The sequence below is a fragment of the Paenibacillus terrigena DSM 21567 genome, from assembly GCF_000374845.1.
In the GTDB taxonomy this organism is placed as follows: Bacteria; Bacillota; Bacilli; order Paenibacillales; family Paenibacillaceae; genus Paenibacillus_K; species Paenibacillus_K terrigena.
In genome coordinates this window covers 84,954-104,720 of sequence record NZ_KB895412.1, presented here as the reverse complement: position 1 = coordinate 104,720, position 19,767 = coordinate 84,954, and the positions used below count along the sequence as shown (strand labels likewise).

The window sequence follows — 19,767 nt, the reverse complement described above, 5'->3', positions numbered from 1 at the left end:
ATTTCACATTATTTCCTTGCGGAAATAGGTGGAGCCGTAAGAATGACGTCATTATCTTTTAACTGTACGCGAAAAATATATACAGGCTGAGAAAATCCTTTTGTATCCGTGGTGTGCTCTAATTTATACTCTGTAACGACCAATGTCTCACCTTCAAATTCTTCACCCGCTCCGAAAGGTCCCATAGGATAAATGTCTCCATGTTTCAATTTTTGAAATGCTTCATTTGGAGAAATAATTTCAACGTCTCGCACTTTTTGACCTTTGGAATCGTAAACAGGCATTTTTTTACCTTCATCACTTAACTCTAGTGATGTTTTTATCGTGACATGGGACATATCCGTTTTCCCATAAGGATCAAACGGCATATTACCAAATTCCTTCATTTGATATGAAATAATTATTCCAAGTGCGACGAAGCTTACTGCAGTAGGTAAGATTAAATATTTGACGATTTGTTTGTATGGTCCCTTTTTTTTCAAAATAATAAGAGCTATATTTAATACGCAATACCCCAGCATCATTCCTACGGTATTATGAAGTAAATCGTCTAGCTCCGCACTTCCACGAAGCGTTATAAATTGAAGCGTTTCAATAAATAAAGATGTTGTCATCGAACAGATTAACATCCATTTTGCTTTTAAAAAAACTCTACTAAATAAAGATAATAAAATCCCTAGCGGAAACAGCATACCTAGATTAACAATGATATGAAAAAAAGAATGAAATGAAAATTGATTCCATGCTTGTTGATACTCGCTCAGTACATCGAAATCAATTGTTCTTACAAAGATATTCTCAGCTGAACGACCAAATGTGGTAGCCATTATTAAAAGGGAATAATATCCTATTATTAGTATAAGTAATATAATTTGTCGTTTCGTAAATTTCTTTTCTCGTTCATTAATAAAATTCATTTTACACCTCTCCATAATTCAAGGAGAGATTTGTCTCCTCCTTATTGCCCCACATATACGTGTACGTTTCTTTTTTTTTGCCTTCGACGCTATACGCATGATATCTGGGTTCTACGTTTTGACCGCCAATCTTGAGACTGTACCGTTTGGTACCTGTCGATGGATTCCCGTTACTATCTTTCAATTCGTTGATCGCCATAACGGGACCCATTTCTTTGGTGAACGTTTGGTCAACCAGCCCGAAGACCCCCCATACCCCAAGCATCAAGACAACGCTGTAAATGCCCGTAGCAACAATATTTCTCCAGTCGTTTTTCATACGAAAGCCAAGCTTATACGCCCCGAATCCAATGGCCGCGCCCGATGCGTTCTGTATGACGTCATTTATATCGAAGCTGCCGAGAAACGTTAGTGCCTGAATCGTCTCCAGCACGAGAATGGATAGGATGAACCATGTCATGAATCGAATAAAGTTGGTCCGATATAACAACGGAATCAAGATGCCAAAAGGGATGAAAGCTGCGATGTTCCCGAAACCCACAAAGTCCATCAGCGTAGGATGTAGAAGATCGGATAGACCCGGCAGTCTAAAGAAACCGTCCGGCAAAAAAATAAAAGTGTACTCGGTGATTTGATCTACCTTACCTACTCTACCGAAAGCGAAAAACAGAAAATAAAGAATTAAAAGGGTATAAGATATGGTTATAGCCAACATCATCTTTCGGTGTTGCTTCAATTGCATTGTCTTACCTCCATCGCTTAGCTGATGAATATCATTCTATCTGTCTAAAATGACTTTCCAGTGACGATGGAGGTGACAATTCAGTCACTTATGGCGTGTCGCTAAATCACTTGTTTGTAAAATTTAATCCGAAACTGCGTACCCTTCCCGCCGTCGCTCGTTACATCGATCACGCCGTTCTGGCTGGCTATGATGCTGTGAGCCATCGCAAGTCCTATGCCGATGCTTCCTTCGCCAGCGTTCTTTCCTTTGTAAAAACGTTTGAAAATATAAGATAAATCTTCTTTCGGAATGCCTTTGCCGTTGTCGGCAATGACTATTTCCGTAAATAACACGTTTTCGGAATATGCGATGGTGATCGCTCCGCCCTCAGGCGTATGCTCCACGCCGTTCTTCAAAATATTGATGACCGCTTCAGCGGTCCAATTGAAATCGCCGACAAAAGAGACGTCGTCATCGCCCGCGATGGAAACCGACTGTCCCTTAATATCCATCGGAATCAGTACCGGCTCTAATGCCTTTTGGATCAGGTTTTTAACAAGGATTCGATCTTTTTTGAATGGGATGGTCTTCGCGTCCATTTTCGATAGCTTGAGTAAGGAAGAAACCAGCCAATCGATGCGATCAAGCTGGACGCGGATATGATGGGTGAACTCCGATCTTTTGGCCGGAGGCAGGTCAGGGGCGCTTAACAAATCCGCCATCACCGTCATGGAGGTAAGTGGCGTCTTAAGCTGATGCGAAATATCGGAGATGGCATCCGTCAGTTGAATTTTGTCCCGCTGCAATAACGACCGGTGCTCCGATAGCATGAGCGTTACTTTATAAATATCATTCTTGAGAATGCTCAGCTCGCCTTCTTGATTATCGCGAACGTCGAGGGAATCATCGCCGTTGCTAATTTCCCGCAAATAGACGGACAGCTTCGCTAGCTCACGATATCTCCATCTCGTGAATAACAAACTTGTGCCAATAAGCAGCATGGATAGGATGAAGACGAGCGCTACTGTGACGGACGAAATGAAAGCAGCGACGACGAGCGCTGTGAAGCTGATCAAGCCCATGAAGAGCAATAATCGTTGAATTTCTCGATTACGTAACATCTAATCACCAACCTTATAGCCTAAACCGCGTACCGTTTTGATCAAAGTCGGATGCCCTGGATCATCCTCCAGCTTTTCCCTCAGCCTTTTGATATAGACTGTTAACGTATTGTCGTTCACGAAGTCACCAGCCACGTCCCAGATTTGCTCTAGAAGCTGATTCCTTGTGAGAACCTGTCCAATGTGACTGCCGAAGATCAGCAATAAGCGATACTCTAAAGCGGTGAGCGAAATTTCGGCGCCGTTCTTATGTACCTTGCCTTCCAGTGTGTTGATTCGGACATGGTCGATGTCGATGATCGCTCTGGCTTGGGACGGCTTCTGGTATCTCCGCAAGACGGACTTGATTCGGGACAGCAGCTCGCGAACTCGAAAAGGCTTGGTAATATAATCGTCGGCTCCCATGTCAAGCCCCATCACGACATTGACCTCATCGTCAATCACCGTTAAGAAGATGACCGGAATGTCTCGCCGCTCCTTCACCATCTTGCACAATTCATACCCGCTCCCATCCGGAAGCTGTAAATCGAACAAGCATAATGCGAACTGGTCGATGTCATCTGCGAGCGTCTTTTTGGCTGAGGCGACATCATGGCACAGAACGGTGGGATAACCATCTTGCTGCAGCGAATATTCCAGTCCCGACGCGATCGTCTTATCATCTTCAACTAATAAAATTTTCATATGCAGATCATCCTTACAATTGGAATAAATTCATTCTTTATCTTAGTTACGACATGATAACAACCTTACACGTGTTCAATCCCAGACATCAGAAAAGGAATGGCCGACTTAATAAATGCTTCCGGGGATGATTCGTTACGATTTCTCCTCCACTCCACAGAAGCGCCATAAATGCCCCAACTTAAAATGACGGCTGTAACTTTAAGAGATTCATTCTCTTCTGTTTGTTGTTTTCGCAACATGCCGTAGAAAATGATTTCGAGTTGCTCCCTAATAATGCGGGCGATGGTCTCATCATATCCTCTATGACACCGATTGGATAAAGCTTTCTGGAAGTCCGTTATGGCCACGAAGATATCAATAATCGATGCTTCATTTAGTTCGCTTTTCTCGAAATCGATGGCATTCAAATTAATCAATAAAACTTCCGATAATACTTTGTCGAGCAAGTCATATATATCTTCAAAATGATAATAGAACGTTGCGCGATTAATCTTAGCCTCTGTTGTAATATCCTTAACGGTAATATCCTTGAACTCTTTTTTACCTGAAAGTTCAATAAAAGAGTCCATGATTAACTTACGAGTTCGTAAAACTCGGGGATCTGTCTTGGATTGCGTCATATCATGTCCCTCCGACTTTTTAAACAATTGTATCAATGTGTTGCATAAACGACAAATGGACTGATCTATTGGTGTTCCGATCGATTGATTATGGCTAGAATGATGGAAAAACAACCACTGCAGGGAGGCAACAATCATGGCAAATGAGGATAAACGAATGGCGAGCGATCATCATATGATTTGTGATTTAGAGACAGGTGTATGTGGTGTAGCGGGGGAGGACGATATGGAGATGATCGATTTTAATCAACCCCAAAAATCCATTGACGTGTATTATGTAACGGACCCAATCTGCTCTCACTGCTGGGCGCTTGATCCCGTCCTTCGTCGATTTAAAGAGCAGTATGGACAATATTTCAACTTTCATACGGTAATGGGCGGGTTGCTGGAAAAATGGAGTGATGAGCCTGTCGACCCCCGTAACGGAATATCAGGACCTGCCGACGTCTTCGGTCACTGGAGAGAGGTTGGCGCATTTTCGCGCATGCCGATTGACGGTTCACTGATGCTCGACCATCCGGTCCAATCCTCCTACCCACCTTCTCGAGTATTTAAGGTGATTCAAAAAAATCATAACGATGCATTAGCCTATGATTACTTAAGACGATCACGAGAAGCTCTCTTCGTATTTAATCGAAATATCGCCGAGGAATCCATCATGATAGACATCGTAAATCAGCTTGGACTTGATGGAGAAGCCATTGTCAAAGATGCCGAACAACAATCCGACCAACAATTATTGAACGAAGATTTTAGTCTCGCTAGAAGCCTTGGCGTTAGAGGTTTCCCGACGATCATTATGATCAACGAGGACAATAAAGGATTGAAAATCGTCGGTAGCCGTCCGTTAGAATCCTATGTTGAGGGTCTACAGCAAATTCTAAATAAGGAAGAAATACAACCGGAACAACAACCATCCCTTTCGATCTTGCTTGAACAAGAAAAGCTATTATTTTCTAAAGAAATTGAAGTTATGTATGATATTGAAAAGTCGGAAGTCAACGCTTTTGTTGAAAAAGAACTTTCACCAAGCAGTTACCAAGTGAAGGAGCTTCTAGGGGAATCCTATTTTACAACCACGAAATAAGCCATCCTACAAAGGATGGCCCAACTTCCCCAATTGCGACTAGCAAACCAAGCTGGAGTCGGCACCCTCCGACGCCCTTCTGCTCCATGGGTGTCGGACTTCGGGTATCTTTATCGTACCCATTGATGTGAATAGCGTGATTGGGAATGACAACAACCACTTCTTCATACTCTCCCTGCAATTTCTTTTTCGTTAGATAGTGACTCCGAGACCACAGCCGCATTACGACGACCGGGCCAGAAAGCCCATTTGCCAAGCAGCAGCGTAATAGCTGGTACCAGAAAAGGACGGACGATGAACGTATCGAGCAGTACTCCGATCGCTACAATAACACCGACCTGCATAAGCAATTGAACCGGCATAGTGGCCAGAACAGCGAACGTACCCGCAAGAATAAGACCTGCCGATGTAATGACTACTCCCGTCTCCCCTACGCCTTCTTGGACCGCTTGCTTCAAAGGCATACGCTTGCTCTTCTGCCAGATACTTGAAATCATGAAGATATTATAATCCTCACCAAGCGCGACAATAAATACGAATGTGTATAACAGTATGCCTCCCTGGATAGCATCCGCCCCGAAGATGTAGTGAATGACCAACCATCCTAATCCCAGCGCCGATAAATACGATAGGATGACGGTTAGAATGAGGTACGCTGTAGCAATCAAAGAGCGAAGATAAGCAAACAAAAGCACCGAAATCAATCCAATTATGATGGGAAAGATGATGCGCATATCCCGCTCGCCCGTTACTTTCGTGTCGTATTGCTCAGCTGTCTGTCCGGAAATCCATACATGATCCGCTGCATCGGAGACACCGATCTGTAAGAGCGCTTCCTCGGCTGCTTGACGAATTTCCGGGATGAGATCCATCGCTTCCGTTGAATAAGGGTTCATGTTGAGTTGTACGTCGTAAGCCAAGATTTCGGAGTTCGACTTCCCGGTCTGCGGCTCGGATACATGCTTAACATAAGGAAGTGAGGCTAAAGTATTCCCGACATCCAACTCCTTCCCATAGGTATCGATCATTACTTTAACTGGAGCCAATTCGCCGGGCGAGAATTGCTCGCCTATGACAGCGAATCCTTCTCGGGAAGCCATGTCCTTGGGAAAGGAGGATAGCCTGTCATAGGTGAATTGAATTGGGGTCGTGAATAATGCCAGTCCGCCAAGTACGATGATGGCAGTGATCATGATCAACCATGGCCGCCGTACGACAAGCGAACCGACACGGTTGCGGGAGGATACCGACAAGATTGGCGCGGAACGCCCCTTAAGCTTGGCGCGATCAACTTGCATGGCCGTCGTCCGGGGAACGAATGGCCAGAAAGCAGCACGACCCAGAATGGCCAACAATGCGGGGACCAATGTCAAGCTGGCCAATCCCATAATGAGGATAGCGATACTGAATGGAGCAGCGAATCGTTGGTACGGACCGTATTCCGCGGCAAGCAGCGCAATGAGCGCAAGGACGACGGTGAAGCCGCTCATCGCGATCGCACCGGATGAACCGGATATGGCTTCACGCAACGCCTTGCCTTTATCAGATTCGATTCTCAGCAGTTGACGGAACCGAGAAATGAGGAACAGGCAATAATCTGTTCCGGCGCCGAACAATAAAACCGACATAATATTTTTCCCTTGAGATTCCACCGTAATCCAGCCTTCATGCGCCATCCAGCCTAGAATCGGACTGATGACAAGATAAGCGAAGCCGACAGCGACGAGCGGAATGAGCGCCAGGATCGGTGAACGGTAGATAAGCAAGAGTAATACCAGTACGAGCAGCACGGTACCGATAAGCAGCGGTTTGTCGGCTTGCCCGAATAAGCCGACGGCGTCAACCTGGATGCCGACTGGACCGGTTACTCTTGCGTGGAGGTTGCTTGAAGAGTTGATGGCAACGTTGAACGGATCTAAGCCGAACAACACGGTTGCATCCTCCTTGACCTTGGTTATGCTTTCTTCCAGTTGTACTCCATCTGCCTGTTTGTTAAAAAATAATGGTGTGACAATTGCACTACCATCCTCCGAGAGCTTCGTTTTCAATGCCTGCAAAGATGTTTGATGCAGTGGTGGTACGAATGTTTGATTAGGCACAGGATTTGTCGTCAACGTCTCCATAAGCGCCTGAATCTTCTGCAGGTCCGCGTCCGTTAATCCGCCTTGTCGTTGCCACACGATAAGTGCGGGAATGTCATCGGCATTCGAGAATTCATTAGCAGCCAAAGCACCCGCTTGTATGGAAGGCTTGAAGTCACCCAGAGGGGGAACGTTGTTTACGACTTCTTTGTTAATGGAAGGTAGCAGCGTGCTTAACAGCCCCACTGCAACCATCCAAACAAGCAAGGTAACCCATCGGGTTATTGGACCAGCCACCCATTTTTCAATTCCAATATCCTTCTTCATTGCGACATCTCCCCGTTGCCTGATTTTAGCCAATATTGCTTCCCGTGATGATTTTTGAACCCATATAAATGAGGACAATGATTGTGAATATGCTATACAGCACAATGACTTTCGTTCTTGACCGATACGTCCTTTTCCCATAATTTTGCGTAGACAGATGCAGCGATACGACAGACACGATAACGAATAGAAAGAGAAATAGATAATCAAATAGATTAGGGCAGCATTTCAACCTCCATTATTATTGATGGTTAGCGTAATTCTCTAAAATACTTGCTCTCTTGATGCTTGCTAATCTACTTTTGTGAGAGTACTGGCCTTTCGGGCGATGGACACCGTTTCCAAGAACAATACGACTGCGATTACCGGGTGAAGCGCCGATAAATAGGCAACTCCCGAAGATAAATTGGCGGTAACTGCCATTAAGATGATCATGCCAACCAGTCCTGCACTACGCAGGCGAATGGAGACAGGAAGTCGGGCAATGAAGGAAGTCACGAGCATTAGCAACGGCAGAATGGTGACCACTCGGGAAAAGGCCTGATGACTTGCCCAGTAGGAACTTTCCCAGAATAAGGATAGACCAGCGAGAAACACCTGAAGCAAAATGCAATCGCACAGATCCATGCCATCCATTTAAAAACCAGTTGCATTCTGGTAATCGCTTGATTGTTCATCTTCTTTTCCCCCAAGTGACGTTGATAATAGACTTGCTGTCGTCTCTACTTTCTACGATATCAAGAAGGACGGCCGCCAAGTCAGCCCTGCAAATCTCGTACGGACCGAATTCGAATTCATGCCCTGCTTTTAGCCGACGCACGTTACCGGTTGCTGGTTTATCAAGCAATCTCGTAGCACGAACAATCGTCCATTCCGTCTTACTGGATTGGATTAATTGATCCGCAGATAACCGATCCGCCAAAGAATGACGCAATAACCATTGGAAAAGAGGGGTTATCACTCTTGGACGCGTTGATCCAAGTAAGTAAGAACTCACACACACAATGCGATTTACATCTGACTCATACATAGCTTGAATGATTGTTCCAGTAATATCGGTCGCAATCGGAATTTTACTATCTCCTACAATGGCAATGATGGCATCCTGCTTCTCTATAGCTTTTTTTACATCAGATAAAAGAAGGCCGTCCCCTGTCACTACGTTTTTTATACCGTTGAAATTTGCCAATAATTGCGGTCTTCGTGTAAATGCAGTCAGTTCATGTCCTCGACGAACACCTTGCTCGAGAACATGCATACCCGTTCGTCCCGTAGAGCCAATGACTGTAATTTTCATAACCGTTCCTCCCATTGGTATCATGTGGATAGCTTCTTCCCACTCAGTTTACAAAACAAATGTCGAGATCATATGCAGATCTTTCTCTTTTTGCGAGGACTTCGTCACTCTCCCCAAATATCAGGGTATAATGGTTTCAAACTAAGCGGGAAGAAGGGACTGACTTTGGAGATCAAATTGTTGCTTGTGGAGGATGAACCGGATCTGCTGGATGAGATGCAGACATTCTTGCAGCGTGAAGGATTCCACGTATTGTTAGCCCGAACTGGTAAGGAAGCGCTTGCAATTGCGCGTTCGGAGCAACCTGATCTTGTCGTGCTAGATTGGATGCTCCCCGAGAAAAGCGGTATCGATGTATGCCGCGAATTAAGACAAACATCGCATTGCGGCATTATTATGGCTACGGCCAGATTGGATGAATCGGATAAAATCGTCGGTCTGGAAATCGGCGCAGACGATTATTTGACCAAGCCTTTCAGCTTGCGCGAGCTCGCATCGCGGATTCGAGCCGTGCTTCGCCGACTGCGGGGCCCGGATGATCAGCCGAGGCTATTGAAGTTGGATAACTTGACCATCTCCGAGGCCAAATGTCAGGTATTCAAAGACGGCGAAGAAATCGCGCTGACACCGACCGAATTTAAAATTTTGTATACATTGGCGTCGCGGCCAGGAATCGTCTTCAGCCGATTGCAATTATTAAAGACTGCTCTGACGGATGAGTACATCGGATATGATCGGACAATGGATTCCCATATCCGCAATCTCCGCCGAAAATTAGAGGATGATGCGACCAAGCCTCGATATATTCAAACCGTATACGGTTTTGGGTATCGCTTCGGTGAACAACCATGACAGTCCGCCAAAAAATATTCGCCTATATGGGACTCCTCGTATTAATCATCGGCATCACTCATTCCTTGATCAATCAGTTTTACATGAACTTCTTGTTTGATCAATTTCACAAGGACAAAATCAACGAAGCTTACTTGAACGCCGCACCTGGCGAACAAATCGAGATCATGAAAACATATATGATGGGTAAGATGAAGCTGATCGGATTTGGGAAAGGGATTTTTATCGTAGCGATCGGATTATTTTTCAGTTTATGGATTTCGGGGGTGTTGACACTTCCGCTTAGAAAACTCGTTGTAGCCATCGAACGCGTTGCGCAAGGGGATCTGGATGTAAATGTTCCTGTTCAAACGAGAGACGAATACGGTAAAGTGATCCAAACATTCAACGATATGACGCTTCGGCTCCGAGAAGCCGAGGATGCCCGCAGGCGATTGGTGGCCGATGTCGCTCACGAGCTCCGCACACCGCTATCCATCATGCAGCTCAAACTGGAAAATGCCCAGCAGGACGGACATGACATCCCTCCGGAAATGCTTCTTCGACTTCATGATGAAGTTATCCGTCTGAGCCTACTGGTGGAGGATCTTCATGTCTTGTCCCTCGCTGAGGCGGGCCGTTTATCGCTCGACCGTCAGATGCTCGATCTGACGGCACGGCTCGAACAGATCGTTGAAGACGTGATGCATGAAGCGGAAGAATTCGGACTGGAAGTCCAGCTTTCTTCGAGAACAAGGCCGGTAATGGTGTTGGCCGATGTGAGACGGATCACGCAGGTTTTCATTAATTTGCTAACCAATGCGATCCGTTATACGCCCGGCGGAGGAACGATATCCGTTGAAATAGAAGACCAAGTTGTTGTGTCGGATGCGGTCTTTGCAAGTGTTTCCATAGCTGACACTGGCATCGGCATTCCGGCGGAAGATCTTGCACACCTATTCGATCGTTTTTATCGGGTGGAGGAAGCCCGTTCGCGGCATTCGGGCGGAACGGGACTCGGACTGTCTATTACCCATCACTTTGTCAAAGCCCACGGCGGTTTCATTCGTGTCGCTAGTCAACCGGGTACAGGCACGACATTTACCGTCTATTTACCTGCGAACGTGGAGGAACCTCTACCCTTTCGGAAACAATTTTAACCGGATTTTATCGACAACAAGGTTAACTAAGAACGATTATTATAGATCTTTCACAACTTAAACTGGAGTGATCTAATTTGAAAAAAAACAAAAACAAGCTTGTAGTCTTTAATGTAAATGTCGCTCTTTTGCTCTCGCTTGTGACAATACTTACTTTAGCCTTTCCATTTGCTTCAATAACAACAGGAACAATAACTACAAATTCTAGTGGTTTCAATGTATTAGTTGGAATAATTAATGATAAAATGTATCCTCAAATTGTCGCTATTATACTTTTGGCAGTTGGAATATTGTGCATACTTGATGCAATTGGTTTGCTATTAGTGAAAATAGATGCTAAGAAGGCAAGAATATTTCTTAAAATCAATCATGTTACTCAGGTTGTGACATCCATTATTTATACTGTAACTGCAGTAATTTACGTTGTAACATATGGTCCCACCGAAGATACTTCTGTAATGACTTGGACATTTATCGGTACTCTGATTAGTTTAATTGTTTTCTTTGTGGGATTCTTCCTTGAAAGGAATCATAAATAACACATGATTTAAACAGCAGGAGAATCGTTTTTCTCCATCGTAACTATAGGACACCAAGTACATGCAGCTCCTGAACCACGAGGTCTCAGGAGCCTAATAATCACGTTATTCATCACAGTCACCAACATTCCCTCGCTTGATCCCGCCCTATTCACATGAACTATCCGTCAGCCAGCTGCCTTAGGATTTTGCAATTGAAACCATTCCAACGTTTAGGCGATCGTATACTCCAGCGGCGTGGCAGGAAGCTCAAATCTCGTGCTGAATTTGCTGTGGTCCACGACAAAATCATGCTCGAATTGGTACGTCATCTCAATAGTTTCGCGCACCTCTGGAATAAACAATCCTCCTTTGCGGAGCATGCCCTTGCCCATCGTTCGAATGGATGCCGGAAAGCCGGCAGCACAATAAGCTATTTCGGCAAACTGTCTCGTCGTAACGGTGTCTGCATTCGGTACATGCCAGGCTTGTCCGTAGGTATCCTCCTGACCTCCCAATGCGACAAGCGCCTTACCGAAGTCGTGGATGAACGTATAGGTGTGCTTCTTGTCCAGGTCGCCAGTCTCATCGTTCGACCGGCTTGCCCCTTTCCCAGGACGCTTGCACCTAGGGATTATCCCGTCACGAAATCATAGATCTTGCGGATTTTTTCATCAAACAGATCCAGATGCACGATTCGCGCTTCTCGTATATATTCTTTTCCCTCCACATGAAGCAATAGAACAGGAATAGTGAAAATAGAGAACCTCCCGGCGACTTCTTTTACTTCTTGTGCATTGATAGCCCCCAGTGCGATTTCTGGGTATTTCATCATTAATCTCTGGACCTGCGGCTGCAATGCATGACAGACACTACAGTCCGTGCCAAAAATAAAAAGAAACGATAGTTTATGGCGCTGGATAAATTCGTTCGCTGACGCAATGCTTGTTAATTGTTCGAATTCTCTCATGAGTACCTCCGTTATTTATCATATTTTTAAATAAGAGAACCTATCATTGTACACTGTGCCCAATAGAAATCATCAATTTTTGGTCTCATTATACAATGACGCGAGTCCCATTCCCACCTACAATAAGCACTGTAAGCGCTTTTATGAAGTTGAGCGAAGGCGGACATAAATACCATACGAAATGAGGGCAAAAGTATGTCAACCGAAAATGTTGATAAAAAATTACTAGATCCGGAATTTGAACACGCACCTGTACCTCAGGAGTATCGAAAAAAATTATCCTCTGTCGCAGCGGTCTGGTTTGGGTTCCCAATGGTTCTAACCAGTGCTGTCATTGGCGGACTTATTACAGCACAGCTTGGATTTAAAGCCGGTGCATTAGCAATGCTCCTTGGCAACCTACTTCTGTTCGTCATGGTTGGTTTGCTAAGCTATGATGCCGGTCGTTCTGGAATGAACTTTTCACTGACAGCGCAAAAAACCTTTGGACGTTCCGGATATTATATCATTTCCGGTTTACTCTCTACGGTTGTTATCGGGTGGTTCGCCCTACAAGTAGGCCTTACCGGTTCCACCATGCATGGATCATTTGGCGCCAGCCTTTTATTAATGACGATTGTCGGCGGAATCCTCTATGTCGCTATTACTTATGTTGGTATTAAAGCGTTGTCCGTCCTTGGCTGGATTGCTGCACCTTTCTACATTATTATTGCAATCATTGTCATTGCTATGGCTGTAAAAAGCGGTCAATCGGACATTTTGAATTACCATCCGCAAGTAACCGGCGCTATGTCTTTTGGAGCTGCTGTTACCTTAGTATTCGCTGGATTTGCCGATTCTGGCACCATGACAGCCGATTTCACACGTTGGGCAAAAAACGGCCGTGAAGGTGCTTTATCCGTCATTTTCGCTTTCCCCATCGGGAACTTCATTGCGGAGCTTGTTGGGGGAATTGTTGTAGCAACGGGGGTTATTCCTAATCCTACTTCAACTGGCGGCGATTTTATGTCTGTACTAGCGGGACACGGTCCACTGCTCACGATCTTATCCATTCTGTTCGTATTTATCAATTTAGGTTCTGTAGGTACACACTGCTTGTATAATGGCGCTGTGGGCTGGTCACATATGACCGGTAAAAAAATGAGAACAATCACGCTTATTATTGGTGTCGTTGGTCTTATCGCTGCGATATCCGGTATCTATAATCACTTTTTCGACTGGCTTGTCCTTCTTGGGGTCATTATTCCACCAATTGGTTCCATTATGATTATGGACCGTTTGGTTTTTCGCAAAAATGATTCTGCTGATTTAGTATCTTGGAGACCAATGGCATTTATCGTGTGGATCTTGTCTGCAGCAATCTCATTAGTTGTAAATTTCTACGCACCGGAGCTATCCGTGGCTGTCGTTGGCCTTGTTACTTCTGCTATTTTCTATGCTATTGGGAGCTTGATTGTCAAAGGAAATGCCCGGACAGTCAAAAATACCATTTAACGATTGTATAATATAGTTGAAAAGCCGATTCTTCCTCCTTTATAAAAGGTGAAAAATCGGCTTTTATCTATCGATGCCACATATATATCGCAGGAGCTTGGCGGCTTAGTTCTGGGTGCATGCGGATGAGTCTCTCATATTTCGTTCCTCATACTCAAAGGGTTCATCAAACGAATAAATTTTATCGAAAAATCCTCTATACGATATATCTTCTTCCATGCATTTTATGAGATACGACACTCTCTCATCACACTCCGGCTCTTCGCCATTGTTCCGCATTACCTCGAATGCATCTATAATATTCTCCATGAGGTTTACTTGGATAAATAAGGGTAAATTTTCTAGCATTGAATCTTCGATCCTGGTCTCAGATCTGTATCCCTCGAGGGCTGTTGTAAAATAATCATCCATAAACTGTTGGCGTTTGCCGGCATCGGGTTCAAATTGTATCCAGCCCACTCCGCTTGACCAGAGACTGGCCAAGTCAAACATATACCAACAGTAACAAGAATTATCGAAATCATATACCGTTATTTGCCCGTTATCAAAATCTATCGAATAATTCCCATCGTTATAATCAAAATGGATCATACCGAAAGTCTCCTGATTCTTGTCCAATCCTTTTAAAGTATTAAGGAGCTCTACCAGCTTTTCCTTAAGCAGGGATAAGGAGCCGGGGATCAGTTTATCGATATATTCAGCATTATATTTATCAAAAAAGCTATACCGGCGATGGACAGGCGTATATCCTTTCGATATGTGGTGCAGTTTCCCCAGGGTCTTGCCACAGTTATAATAATATTCGGTAATTGGAGCCCCTTCTCGGTACCGATAATTATTTTCTACAAGCAGTTTGCCCTTGGCCTTTTCAAACAGGCAGACAAAAAAGGTGTGGTTATTGTGGGTGATCTCCTCCAGTAGATTCCCATTCCGGGAGCTGATGACATTTGAGACACTACCTCCGTGCTCAAATAGATACCGAACAAATTCCACTTCGCCTAGGAAATCTTCTCGACACCTGTCTGGTAAGAAAGCGATTCGAAGTATTTTAGCGCCCTCGCCCTCTTTTTCACAGGTATAAACGACATTTCGCCCTCCATCATGTGCCGGAATCCGCTGGATTTCATAGCCTTCTAATCCGAACAACTCTGATACGACTGTAAGTAAATAGGTATCTCCGATTGCAACAACTTCGTTATAATTTATAACTATCTCTCCTTTTCGTACAACCATCTATTTATGAATACAAAAAGAGCATACCTCAATCGCGGCAAGCTCAATGGACTTTTTTGATCATCTTAAGTGTTCTTCACCCTGATGGGCGCAAACCATTCCATTTGGCAATACTCCCCATCATATGCATCCGTATCAATTTTTTCGAAGAAGAATTCGCTATCCAGAAGCTCGTATCTCCCGTTGTGCTCCTTGGCAAGCCTATCGATGGCAGTGTACAGCGCCTCTGCGCGTAGTTCGCTAATCTCCTCGTAATGATGGTTCCCAATATAGCGAAAGCCGACGCACATGGTAGCTGGGACGGTGTCGCCTGTGAAGCCGTCAGGAATATCGTTCAGATCCGTTACACGCATAGACGGTAGATAGTACGTCCAGCTAAGCGATGGATCAGGTGCCCTCGTTAGACCGTAATAGATATTGGGTTCCACCGGATTAGGCACATGATGCCGCTTGTCCCACCAGAACTGTTTGGCAGCTTCGGGCGCTTGGGTCGGCGCTTCAACGATCTCAATTTGATACATTCGCCCGATGACATGAAAGGATGGAATCATGACCAGATCCGGCCCGTATACCATATTTCCGCAAACATCGTTCTTTGGAAATAGATGCAGAGGAGGCGTTACGTGAATGTTTTTGCCGGATTCCCTGCATTCGCCTGGCGTTATCCCATATTCGCGTTTAAACGCGCGTATGTAGGTTTGTTCATGTTCATAACCGCATTCGATGGCAATGTCGAGGACCCGCTTCTCCGTTTGCATCAAATTCTCTAAGCTGACGGCCAGCTTTCGAGAGCGAATATAGCTTTGTAGCGGCACGCCGAAAGCGAACTTGAAAAGCCGACGCAAATGAACCGTGGAGACCGGGAGATCATTCAGATATTCTGTCTCGCTCGTACCAGAAACATTTTCTTCTATTCGGGATAGGAGTTCAGATAGAAGTTGATATGGTTGTATAGCCTATGTCACTCTCCTAGTATAGGTCTTCGCTTTGCGTTCAATAGCTATCATAATGAAACATAATTGTTACTAGCAAAATCATACCACAAGATGGAAACATTATCGTTTATTTCCTATATAAAAAAGCCCCTAACTCAATTTAAGGGCTTGGAATTCTTATCATTCATCATGCTTACAGGCCTCAGGCCCTCTTACACTCAAATTTTTCACCCTACTTGTGGTACGGTTCTCCGTGACTAGTAGTATTCGGCAGTACCTATTTATATTTCCCTAGTTTCTTCCCTTAGCCATACGCTCTCTTCTTCATTTAAATAAGGAGCTAGCTTTGTGTATACCTCTTGATGATAATTATTTAACCATTGTTTTTCGCTCTCTGTTACCATATCCATCTGGATACCGGCTAAATCAATAGGGCAATACGTGATGGCTTCAAACTTCATAAATTGACCAAACGCTGTTTTCTCGTCTTCTACGACTAACATCATATTTTCAATTCTAATTCCATATTGACCTTCGAGGTATATTCCCGGTTCATTCGTAATAATCATGCCTTTTTCTAATGTAACATGATTATTATTTCGTATGCTTTGTGGCCCTTCATGAACATTCAAGAAAAAACCTACCCCATGTCCTGTCCCGCATTTATAGTCCAATCCATACTGCCAGATGGGTTGTCTTGCTAAAACATCTAAGTTAGAGCCTGTTGCTCCATATAAATATTTGACTGAGCTTAATGCAATAAATCCTTTTAACACCAAAGTATAATCTCTCTTTTGTTCATCGGTAAGTTGTCCTAACACAATTGTTCGTGTAATATCTGTTGTGCCATCATAATACTGTCCGCCGGAATCAATTAAGAAAAGACCTTCATTCTTAAGTGTAAATTGCGTTTCTTTATTGGCTTTATAATGCATCATCGCAGCATGCTCTTGATAACCTGCTATCGTATCAAAGCTAGGTCCAACAAATCCATCCTGCCCCCTTCTGAAATCTTCTAATCTTTCTTCTGCAGCAATCTCTGTAATTTCTTCTTTATCTACAACGTTTTTTAGCCACTTTATAAATTTCACCATGGCTAAACCATCTTTTATTTCACACCATTTTAAATTTTTTATCTCAACTTCATTTTTAATAGCTTTTAAATTCGTCGTGATGTCAGGACTTTCAATTTTCTTTGTATTACTGTTTATGGCATGATGTAACCTGATATTTGTTTTATTCGAATCTAACATAATGGCATCTCCGCTTGGAAGATTCTCCAAGAATGTTTGTATTTCATGATTCGCTTTTAACTCGATTCCTTCAGCCTCCAGTTCTGCTTTAACCAAAGTGGGAACCTTGCAAGAATCAATAAATAAATAACATTTATGTTCTGCTACGATTACATTTGCTATGACAACTGGATTGTTAGGCACATCGGCCCCTCTTATATTCAAAAGCCATGCAATGTCATCAAGGGAAGTTAAAATATAATAATTGGCTCCTATATTTTTCATTTCTTCTCTTACTTCGTTTAATTTTTCTACTCGCGATTTGCCTGCATATTTTACGTCATGAGTAAAAATTGATCCTTTAGGAATCTCCGGTCTATCTTCCCACAGATCACCAATGAAATCTTGATTCATTTTTAATTCGATTCTCTTTGCTCGTAGATCTTTTTCCATCTTTTTAACCATATCCAATGAAAAAACATTTCCATCAAAGCCCACAATGCTTCCTTCATTAAGAACATCTGCTAGCCATTTGGTATAAGAGGGTACCCCAGGATCCATCATTCTAAACAATCTGATTCCTGATCCCTCAAGCTGCTTTTCAGCTTGAATATAGTATCTGCCATCTGTCCATAGCCCAGCATCCTCTAATGTAATAACTACAGTACCTGCAGACCCTGTAAATCCTGATATCCATTGTCTAGATTTCCAATGTTCTGCTACATATTCACTCTGATGTGCATCAAAACTGGGAATAATATAAGCATCCATTTGATTTTCTTTCATTAGCTGCCTTAACTTTGCGACCCTATCCCTGATACTCATTACGAATACCTCCATTTTTCTTAAGGTTAAATTCTTTACTTTCCCGATCATACAGCCATACGGCTAGTACGATACTAATGATTCCGGCTGAAAGCTTTGATATGATAAACGCTCCTAACATTTCAGGGGCTACTCCTGACACGAAGCCAAGTTGACCACCAAATACAAATGCTCCACTTACTCCAAAGGCAGCACATACCACTTTTCCTTTAGGGTTCATTTCTTTATATGTTCCAAATATCAACAGATTACTAGCCAAATTTCCTAGAATGCCTGCTACTGATACGGAATTAATTCCAAATTTCTCCCCTATTTTTTCAAAACTATTTTTAAAAATTCGATTAATAAATGCTAGCATAGGATATGCTCCACCTAAGACCAATGCGATTTTGCCTACAATAATTGTACATTCAGATAGGGGTGTTAATCCTGAGACAAGCTTTACGCCAAATATCACATCTATACCTTGTAAAAGTAATCCAACAATACTCAAACTCATGATAAGCTTTCCAAAACCATTAAAAACTTTTATAAAAACATGAGGAACTTTCAGTAATCCGGCCCCTAAAATAATGGCAAAAACAAATATAGGTGCCAGATTCCATACTAATATGCCGAAATTTATTTTTTGCCATATGCCTGCTGCAAGACATCCTATCGGTATAGTAATAATTCCAACCAGCACACCCTTAGAGAAATATTTTTCATCCTCTTTAGAGAGCATCCCTAACGCGACCGGGATTGAAAAACTAATTGTGGCTCCTAATGTAGATGCGATGATAATCCCTGAGAATGCCCCCATTTCCGTTGTCAATGCTAGCTTATTAGCGATTTGATAGCCCCCCATATCTACAGCTAACAATGCTGCAGGAACGATAGAAGGATCTAAATGAAGCACGCTACAGATTGGAATAATCACAGCGGACAGAAAATTTGTAAATATAGGGGCTAAAGAAATTATTCCTATCATGCCAATCCCTAGAGCCCCCATGGTCTTTATGCCTTCCTCAAATTTCCCACCCAGTTTCAAATGATTTCCGGTAATATAATCAATAGCTCCGATTACAAAAAAAGAACCGATTAGGTATAATATAAATTTATCCATTGTTAACCCGACTATTGTAGATATAATTAGGCGTATTAACAGCGATAAGCTTGACCTTTTTATTCGTATAATTAGCCCAATTGTGGTCAATATTTGAGTCCATATGAACACTGTCACCAGGATATACTTCATGCCTCGTACCATTTATGTAGACTGTTAATATACCTTCTAATACATAAATGAACTCTTCTCCCTCATGCTTATAGGATAATATTTCTTCATCTTTCCTTTGAGGAAGAATTTCTATAAGCCTTGGGACAAGTTGTTTATTTTCCAAATTTGTACTTAAACTATATTTAATAAAACCACCTTCTGCGTCCATTATTTCTTGTTCATAACTTCTTAGAACCATATCTTTCCTTTTAAGTGGATAATCAAAAAAGTGTGTTAAATGTACCTCCAAAATATCAGCTAGTTTTTCAAGTGAATCAACGGCTATGGTCGTAAGCCCCCTTTCTAATTGAGACAGAAATCCAACAGATAGTTCGCTTTTTTCACTTAACTCTTTCAAAGTAATTCCTTTTTCAGTCCTTAATTTCTTTATTTCCATTCCTATATTCATTACTTCACCCTAAATTTCATATTTATGAATAATGTAATATA

General features: G+C 43.1%; 19 protein-coding genes and 1 pseudogene. 5 read left to right on the top strand and 15 right to left on the bottom strand.

The window, feature by feature from the left end; genetic code table 11:
• Positions 1-8: 8 nt before the first annotated feature.
• The 5 genes and pseudogenes from C558_RS0100525 to C558_RS0100505 all read right to left on the bottom strand — a co-directional run bounded on the left by C558_RS0100525 (position 9) and on the right by C558_RS0100505 (position 4,069).
• Complete coding sequence (locus C558_RS0100525; RefSeq protein WP_018754244.1) at positions 9-917, bottom strand: VanZ family protein; 909 nt, start codon at positions 915-917, stop codon at positions 9-11.
• 10 nt (positions 918-927) lie between these two features.
• Positions 928-1,659: pseudogene (locus tag C558_RS30060) on the bottom strand (VanZ family protein); the annotation flags it as partial.
• 101 nt (positions 1,660-1,760) lie between these two features.
• The gene (locus tag C558_RS0100515) at positions 1,761-2,762 is read right to left on the bottom strand and encodes a sensor histidine kinase (RefSeq protein WP_018754242.1); all 1,002 of its coding nucleotides are present in this window, start codon (positions 2,760-2,762) and stop codon (positions 1,761-1,763) included.
• Positions 2,763-3,446, bottom strand: coding sequence for a response regulator transcription factor (locus C558_RS0100510; RefSeq protein ID WP_018754241.1), 684 nt, complete (start codon positions 3,444-3,446; stop codon positions 2,763-2,765).
• A 65-nt stretch (positions 3,447-3,511) separates the two neighbouring features.
• Complete coding sequence (locus C558_RS0100505; protein ID WP_018754240.1) at positions 3,512-4,069, bottom strand: TetR/AcrR family transcriptional regulator; 558 nt, start codon at positions 4,067-4,069, stop codon at positions 3,512-3,514.
• A 136-nt stretch (positions 4,070-4,205) separates the two neighbouring features.
• On the opposite strand from C558_RS0100505, the gene C558_RS0100500 reads away from it, so the two are divergent.
• Complete coding sequence (locus tag C558_RS0100500; protein WP_018754239.1) at positions 4,206-5,156, top strand: DsbA family protein; 951 nt, start codon at positions 4,206-4,208, stop codon at positions 5,154-5,156.
• A 164-nt stretch (positions 5,157-5,320) separates the two neighbouring features.
• Here the strand turns inward: C558_RS0100500 and C558_RS0100490 are convergent, their stop codons facing one another.
• From C558_RS0100490 to C558_RS0100480, 3 genes are all read right to left on the bottom strand, one after another.
• Positions 5,321-7,564: an MMPL family transporter gene (locus C558_RS0100490; RefSeq protein WP_018754238.1), complete on the bottom strand. Its 2,244-nt coding sequence runs from the start codon at positions 7,562-7,564 to the stop codon at positions 5,321-5,323.
• Positions 7,565-7,855: 291 nt separating this feature from the next.
• Positions 7,856-8,200, bottom strand: coding sequence for a DUF6220 domain-containing protein (locus tag C558_RS34405; protein WP_018754237.1), 345 nt, complete (start codon positions 8,198-8,200; stop codon positions 7,856-7,858).
• A 37-nt stretch (positions 8,201-8,237) separates the two neighbouring features.
• Entirely contained in the window at positions 8,238-8,861 is a 624-nt protein-coding gene (locus tag C558_RS0100480; RefSeq protein WP_018754236.1) for an NAD(P)-dependent oxidoreductase, read from the bottom strand.
• A gap of 165 nt (positions 8,862-9,026) precedes the next feature.
• Between C558_RS0100480 and C558_RS0100475 the strand changes: the two genes are divergently transcribed.
• The 3 genes from C558_RS0100475 (at position 9,027) to C558_RS0100465 (ending at position 11,391) form a co-directional block, all read left to right on the top strand.
• Entirely contained in the window at positions 9,027-9,713 is a 687-nt protein-coding gene (locus C558_RS0100475) for a response regulator transcription factor (protein ID WP_018754235.1), read from the top strand.
• Complete coding sequence (locus tag C558_RS0100470) at positions 9,710-10,852, top strand: sensor histidine kinase (RefSeq protein ID WP_018754234.1); 1,143 nt, start codon at positions 9,710-9,712, stop codon at positions 10,850-10,852. The genes C558_RS0100475 and C558_RS0100470 overlap by 4 nt, the downstream gene beginning before the upstream one ends.
• A gap of 77 nt (positions 10,853-10,929) precedes the next feature.
• Positions 10,930-11,391, top strand: coding sequence for a hypothetical protein (locus C558_RS0100465; RefSeq protein WP_018754233.1), 462 nt, complete (start codon positions 10,930-10,932; stop codon positions 11,389-11,391).
• Between the two features lie 212 nt (positions 11,392-11,603).
• Here C558_RS0100465 and C558_RS30050 read toward each other — a convergent pair whose 3' ends face one another.
• Together C558_RS30050 and C558_RS0100455 are read right to left on the bottom strand one after the other, a co-directional pair.
• Entirely contained in the window at positions 11,604-11,888 is a 285-nt protein-coding gene (locus C558_RS30050) for a Rossmann-fold NAD(P)-binding domain-containing protein (RefSeq protein ID WP_018754232.1), read from the bottom strand.
• Between the two features lie 116 nt (positions 11,889-12,004).
• Positions 12,005-12,340: a thioredoxin family protein gene (locus C558_RS0100455; protein WP_018754231.1), complete on the bottom strand. Its 336-nt coding sequence runs from the start codon at positions 12,338-12,340 to the stop codon at positions 12,005-12,007.
• A gap of 195 nt (positions 12,341-12,535) precedes the next feature.
• Here C558_RS0100455 and C558_RS0100450 point away from each other — a divergent pair, with 195 nt between their 5' ends.
• Positions 12,536-13,834, top strand: a complete 1,299-nt coding sequence (locus C558_RS0100450; protein ID WP_018754230.1) for a purine-cytosine permease family protein — start codon at positions 12,536-12,538, stop codon at positions 13,832-13,834.
• 105 nt (positions 13,835-13,939) lie between these two features.
• On the opposite strand, the gene C558_RS0100445 is transcribed toward C558_RS0100450, so the two are convergent.
• From C558_RS0100445 to C558_RS0100425, 5 genes are all read right to left on the bottom strand, one after another.
• Positions 13,940-15,067, bottom strand: coding sequence for a phosphotransferase enzyme family protein (locus tag C558_RS0100445; protein WP_018754229.1), 1,128 nt, complete (start codon positions 15,065-15,067; stop codon positions 13,940-13,942).
• A gap of 65 nt (positions 15,068-15,132) precedes the next feature.
• Positions 15,133-15,942: a helix-turn-helix domain-containing protein gene (locus tag C558_RS0100440; protein WP_281167094.1), complete on the bottom strand. Its 810-nt coding sequence runs from the start codon at positions 15,940-15,942 to the stop codon at positions 15,133-15,135.
• 341 nt (positions 15,943-16,283) lie between these two features.
• Positions 16,284-18,059 (bottom strand): aminopeptidase P family protein, encoded by a 1,776-nt coding sequence (locus C558_RS0100435; RefSeq protein ID WP_018754227.1) that lies wholly within the window; start codon positions 18,057-18,059, stop codon positions 16,284-16,286.
• Positions 18,043-19,164 carry an ethanolamine utilization protein EutH gene (gene eutH, locus C558_RS0100430; protein ID WP_018754226.1) on the bottom strand — a complete coding sequence of 374 codons (1,122 nt, stop codon included), beginning with the start codon at positions 19,162-19,164 and terminating at the stop codon, positions 18,043-18,045. Before eutH ends, C558_RS0100435 begins: the two co-directional genes overlap by 17 nt.
• Positions 19,157-19,726 (bottom strand): helix-turn-helix domain-containing protein, encoded by a 570-nt coding sequence (locus C558_RS0100425; protein ID WP_018754225.1) that lies wholly within the window; start codon positions 19,724-19,726, stop codon positions 19,157-19,159. The genes eutH and C558_RS0100425 overlap by 8 nt, the downstream gene beginning before the upstream one ends.
• Positions 19,727-19,767 lie beyond the last annotated feature (41 nt).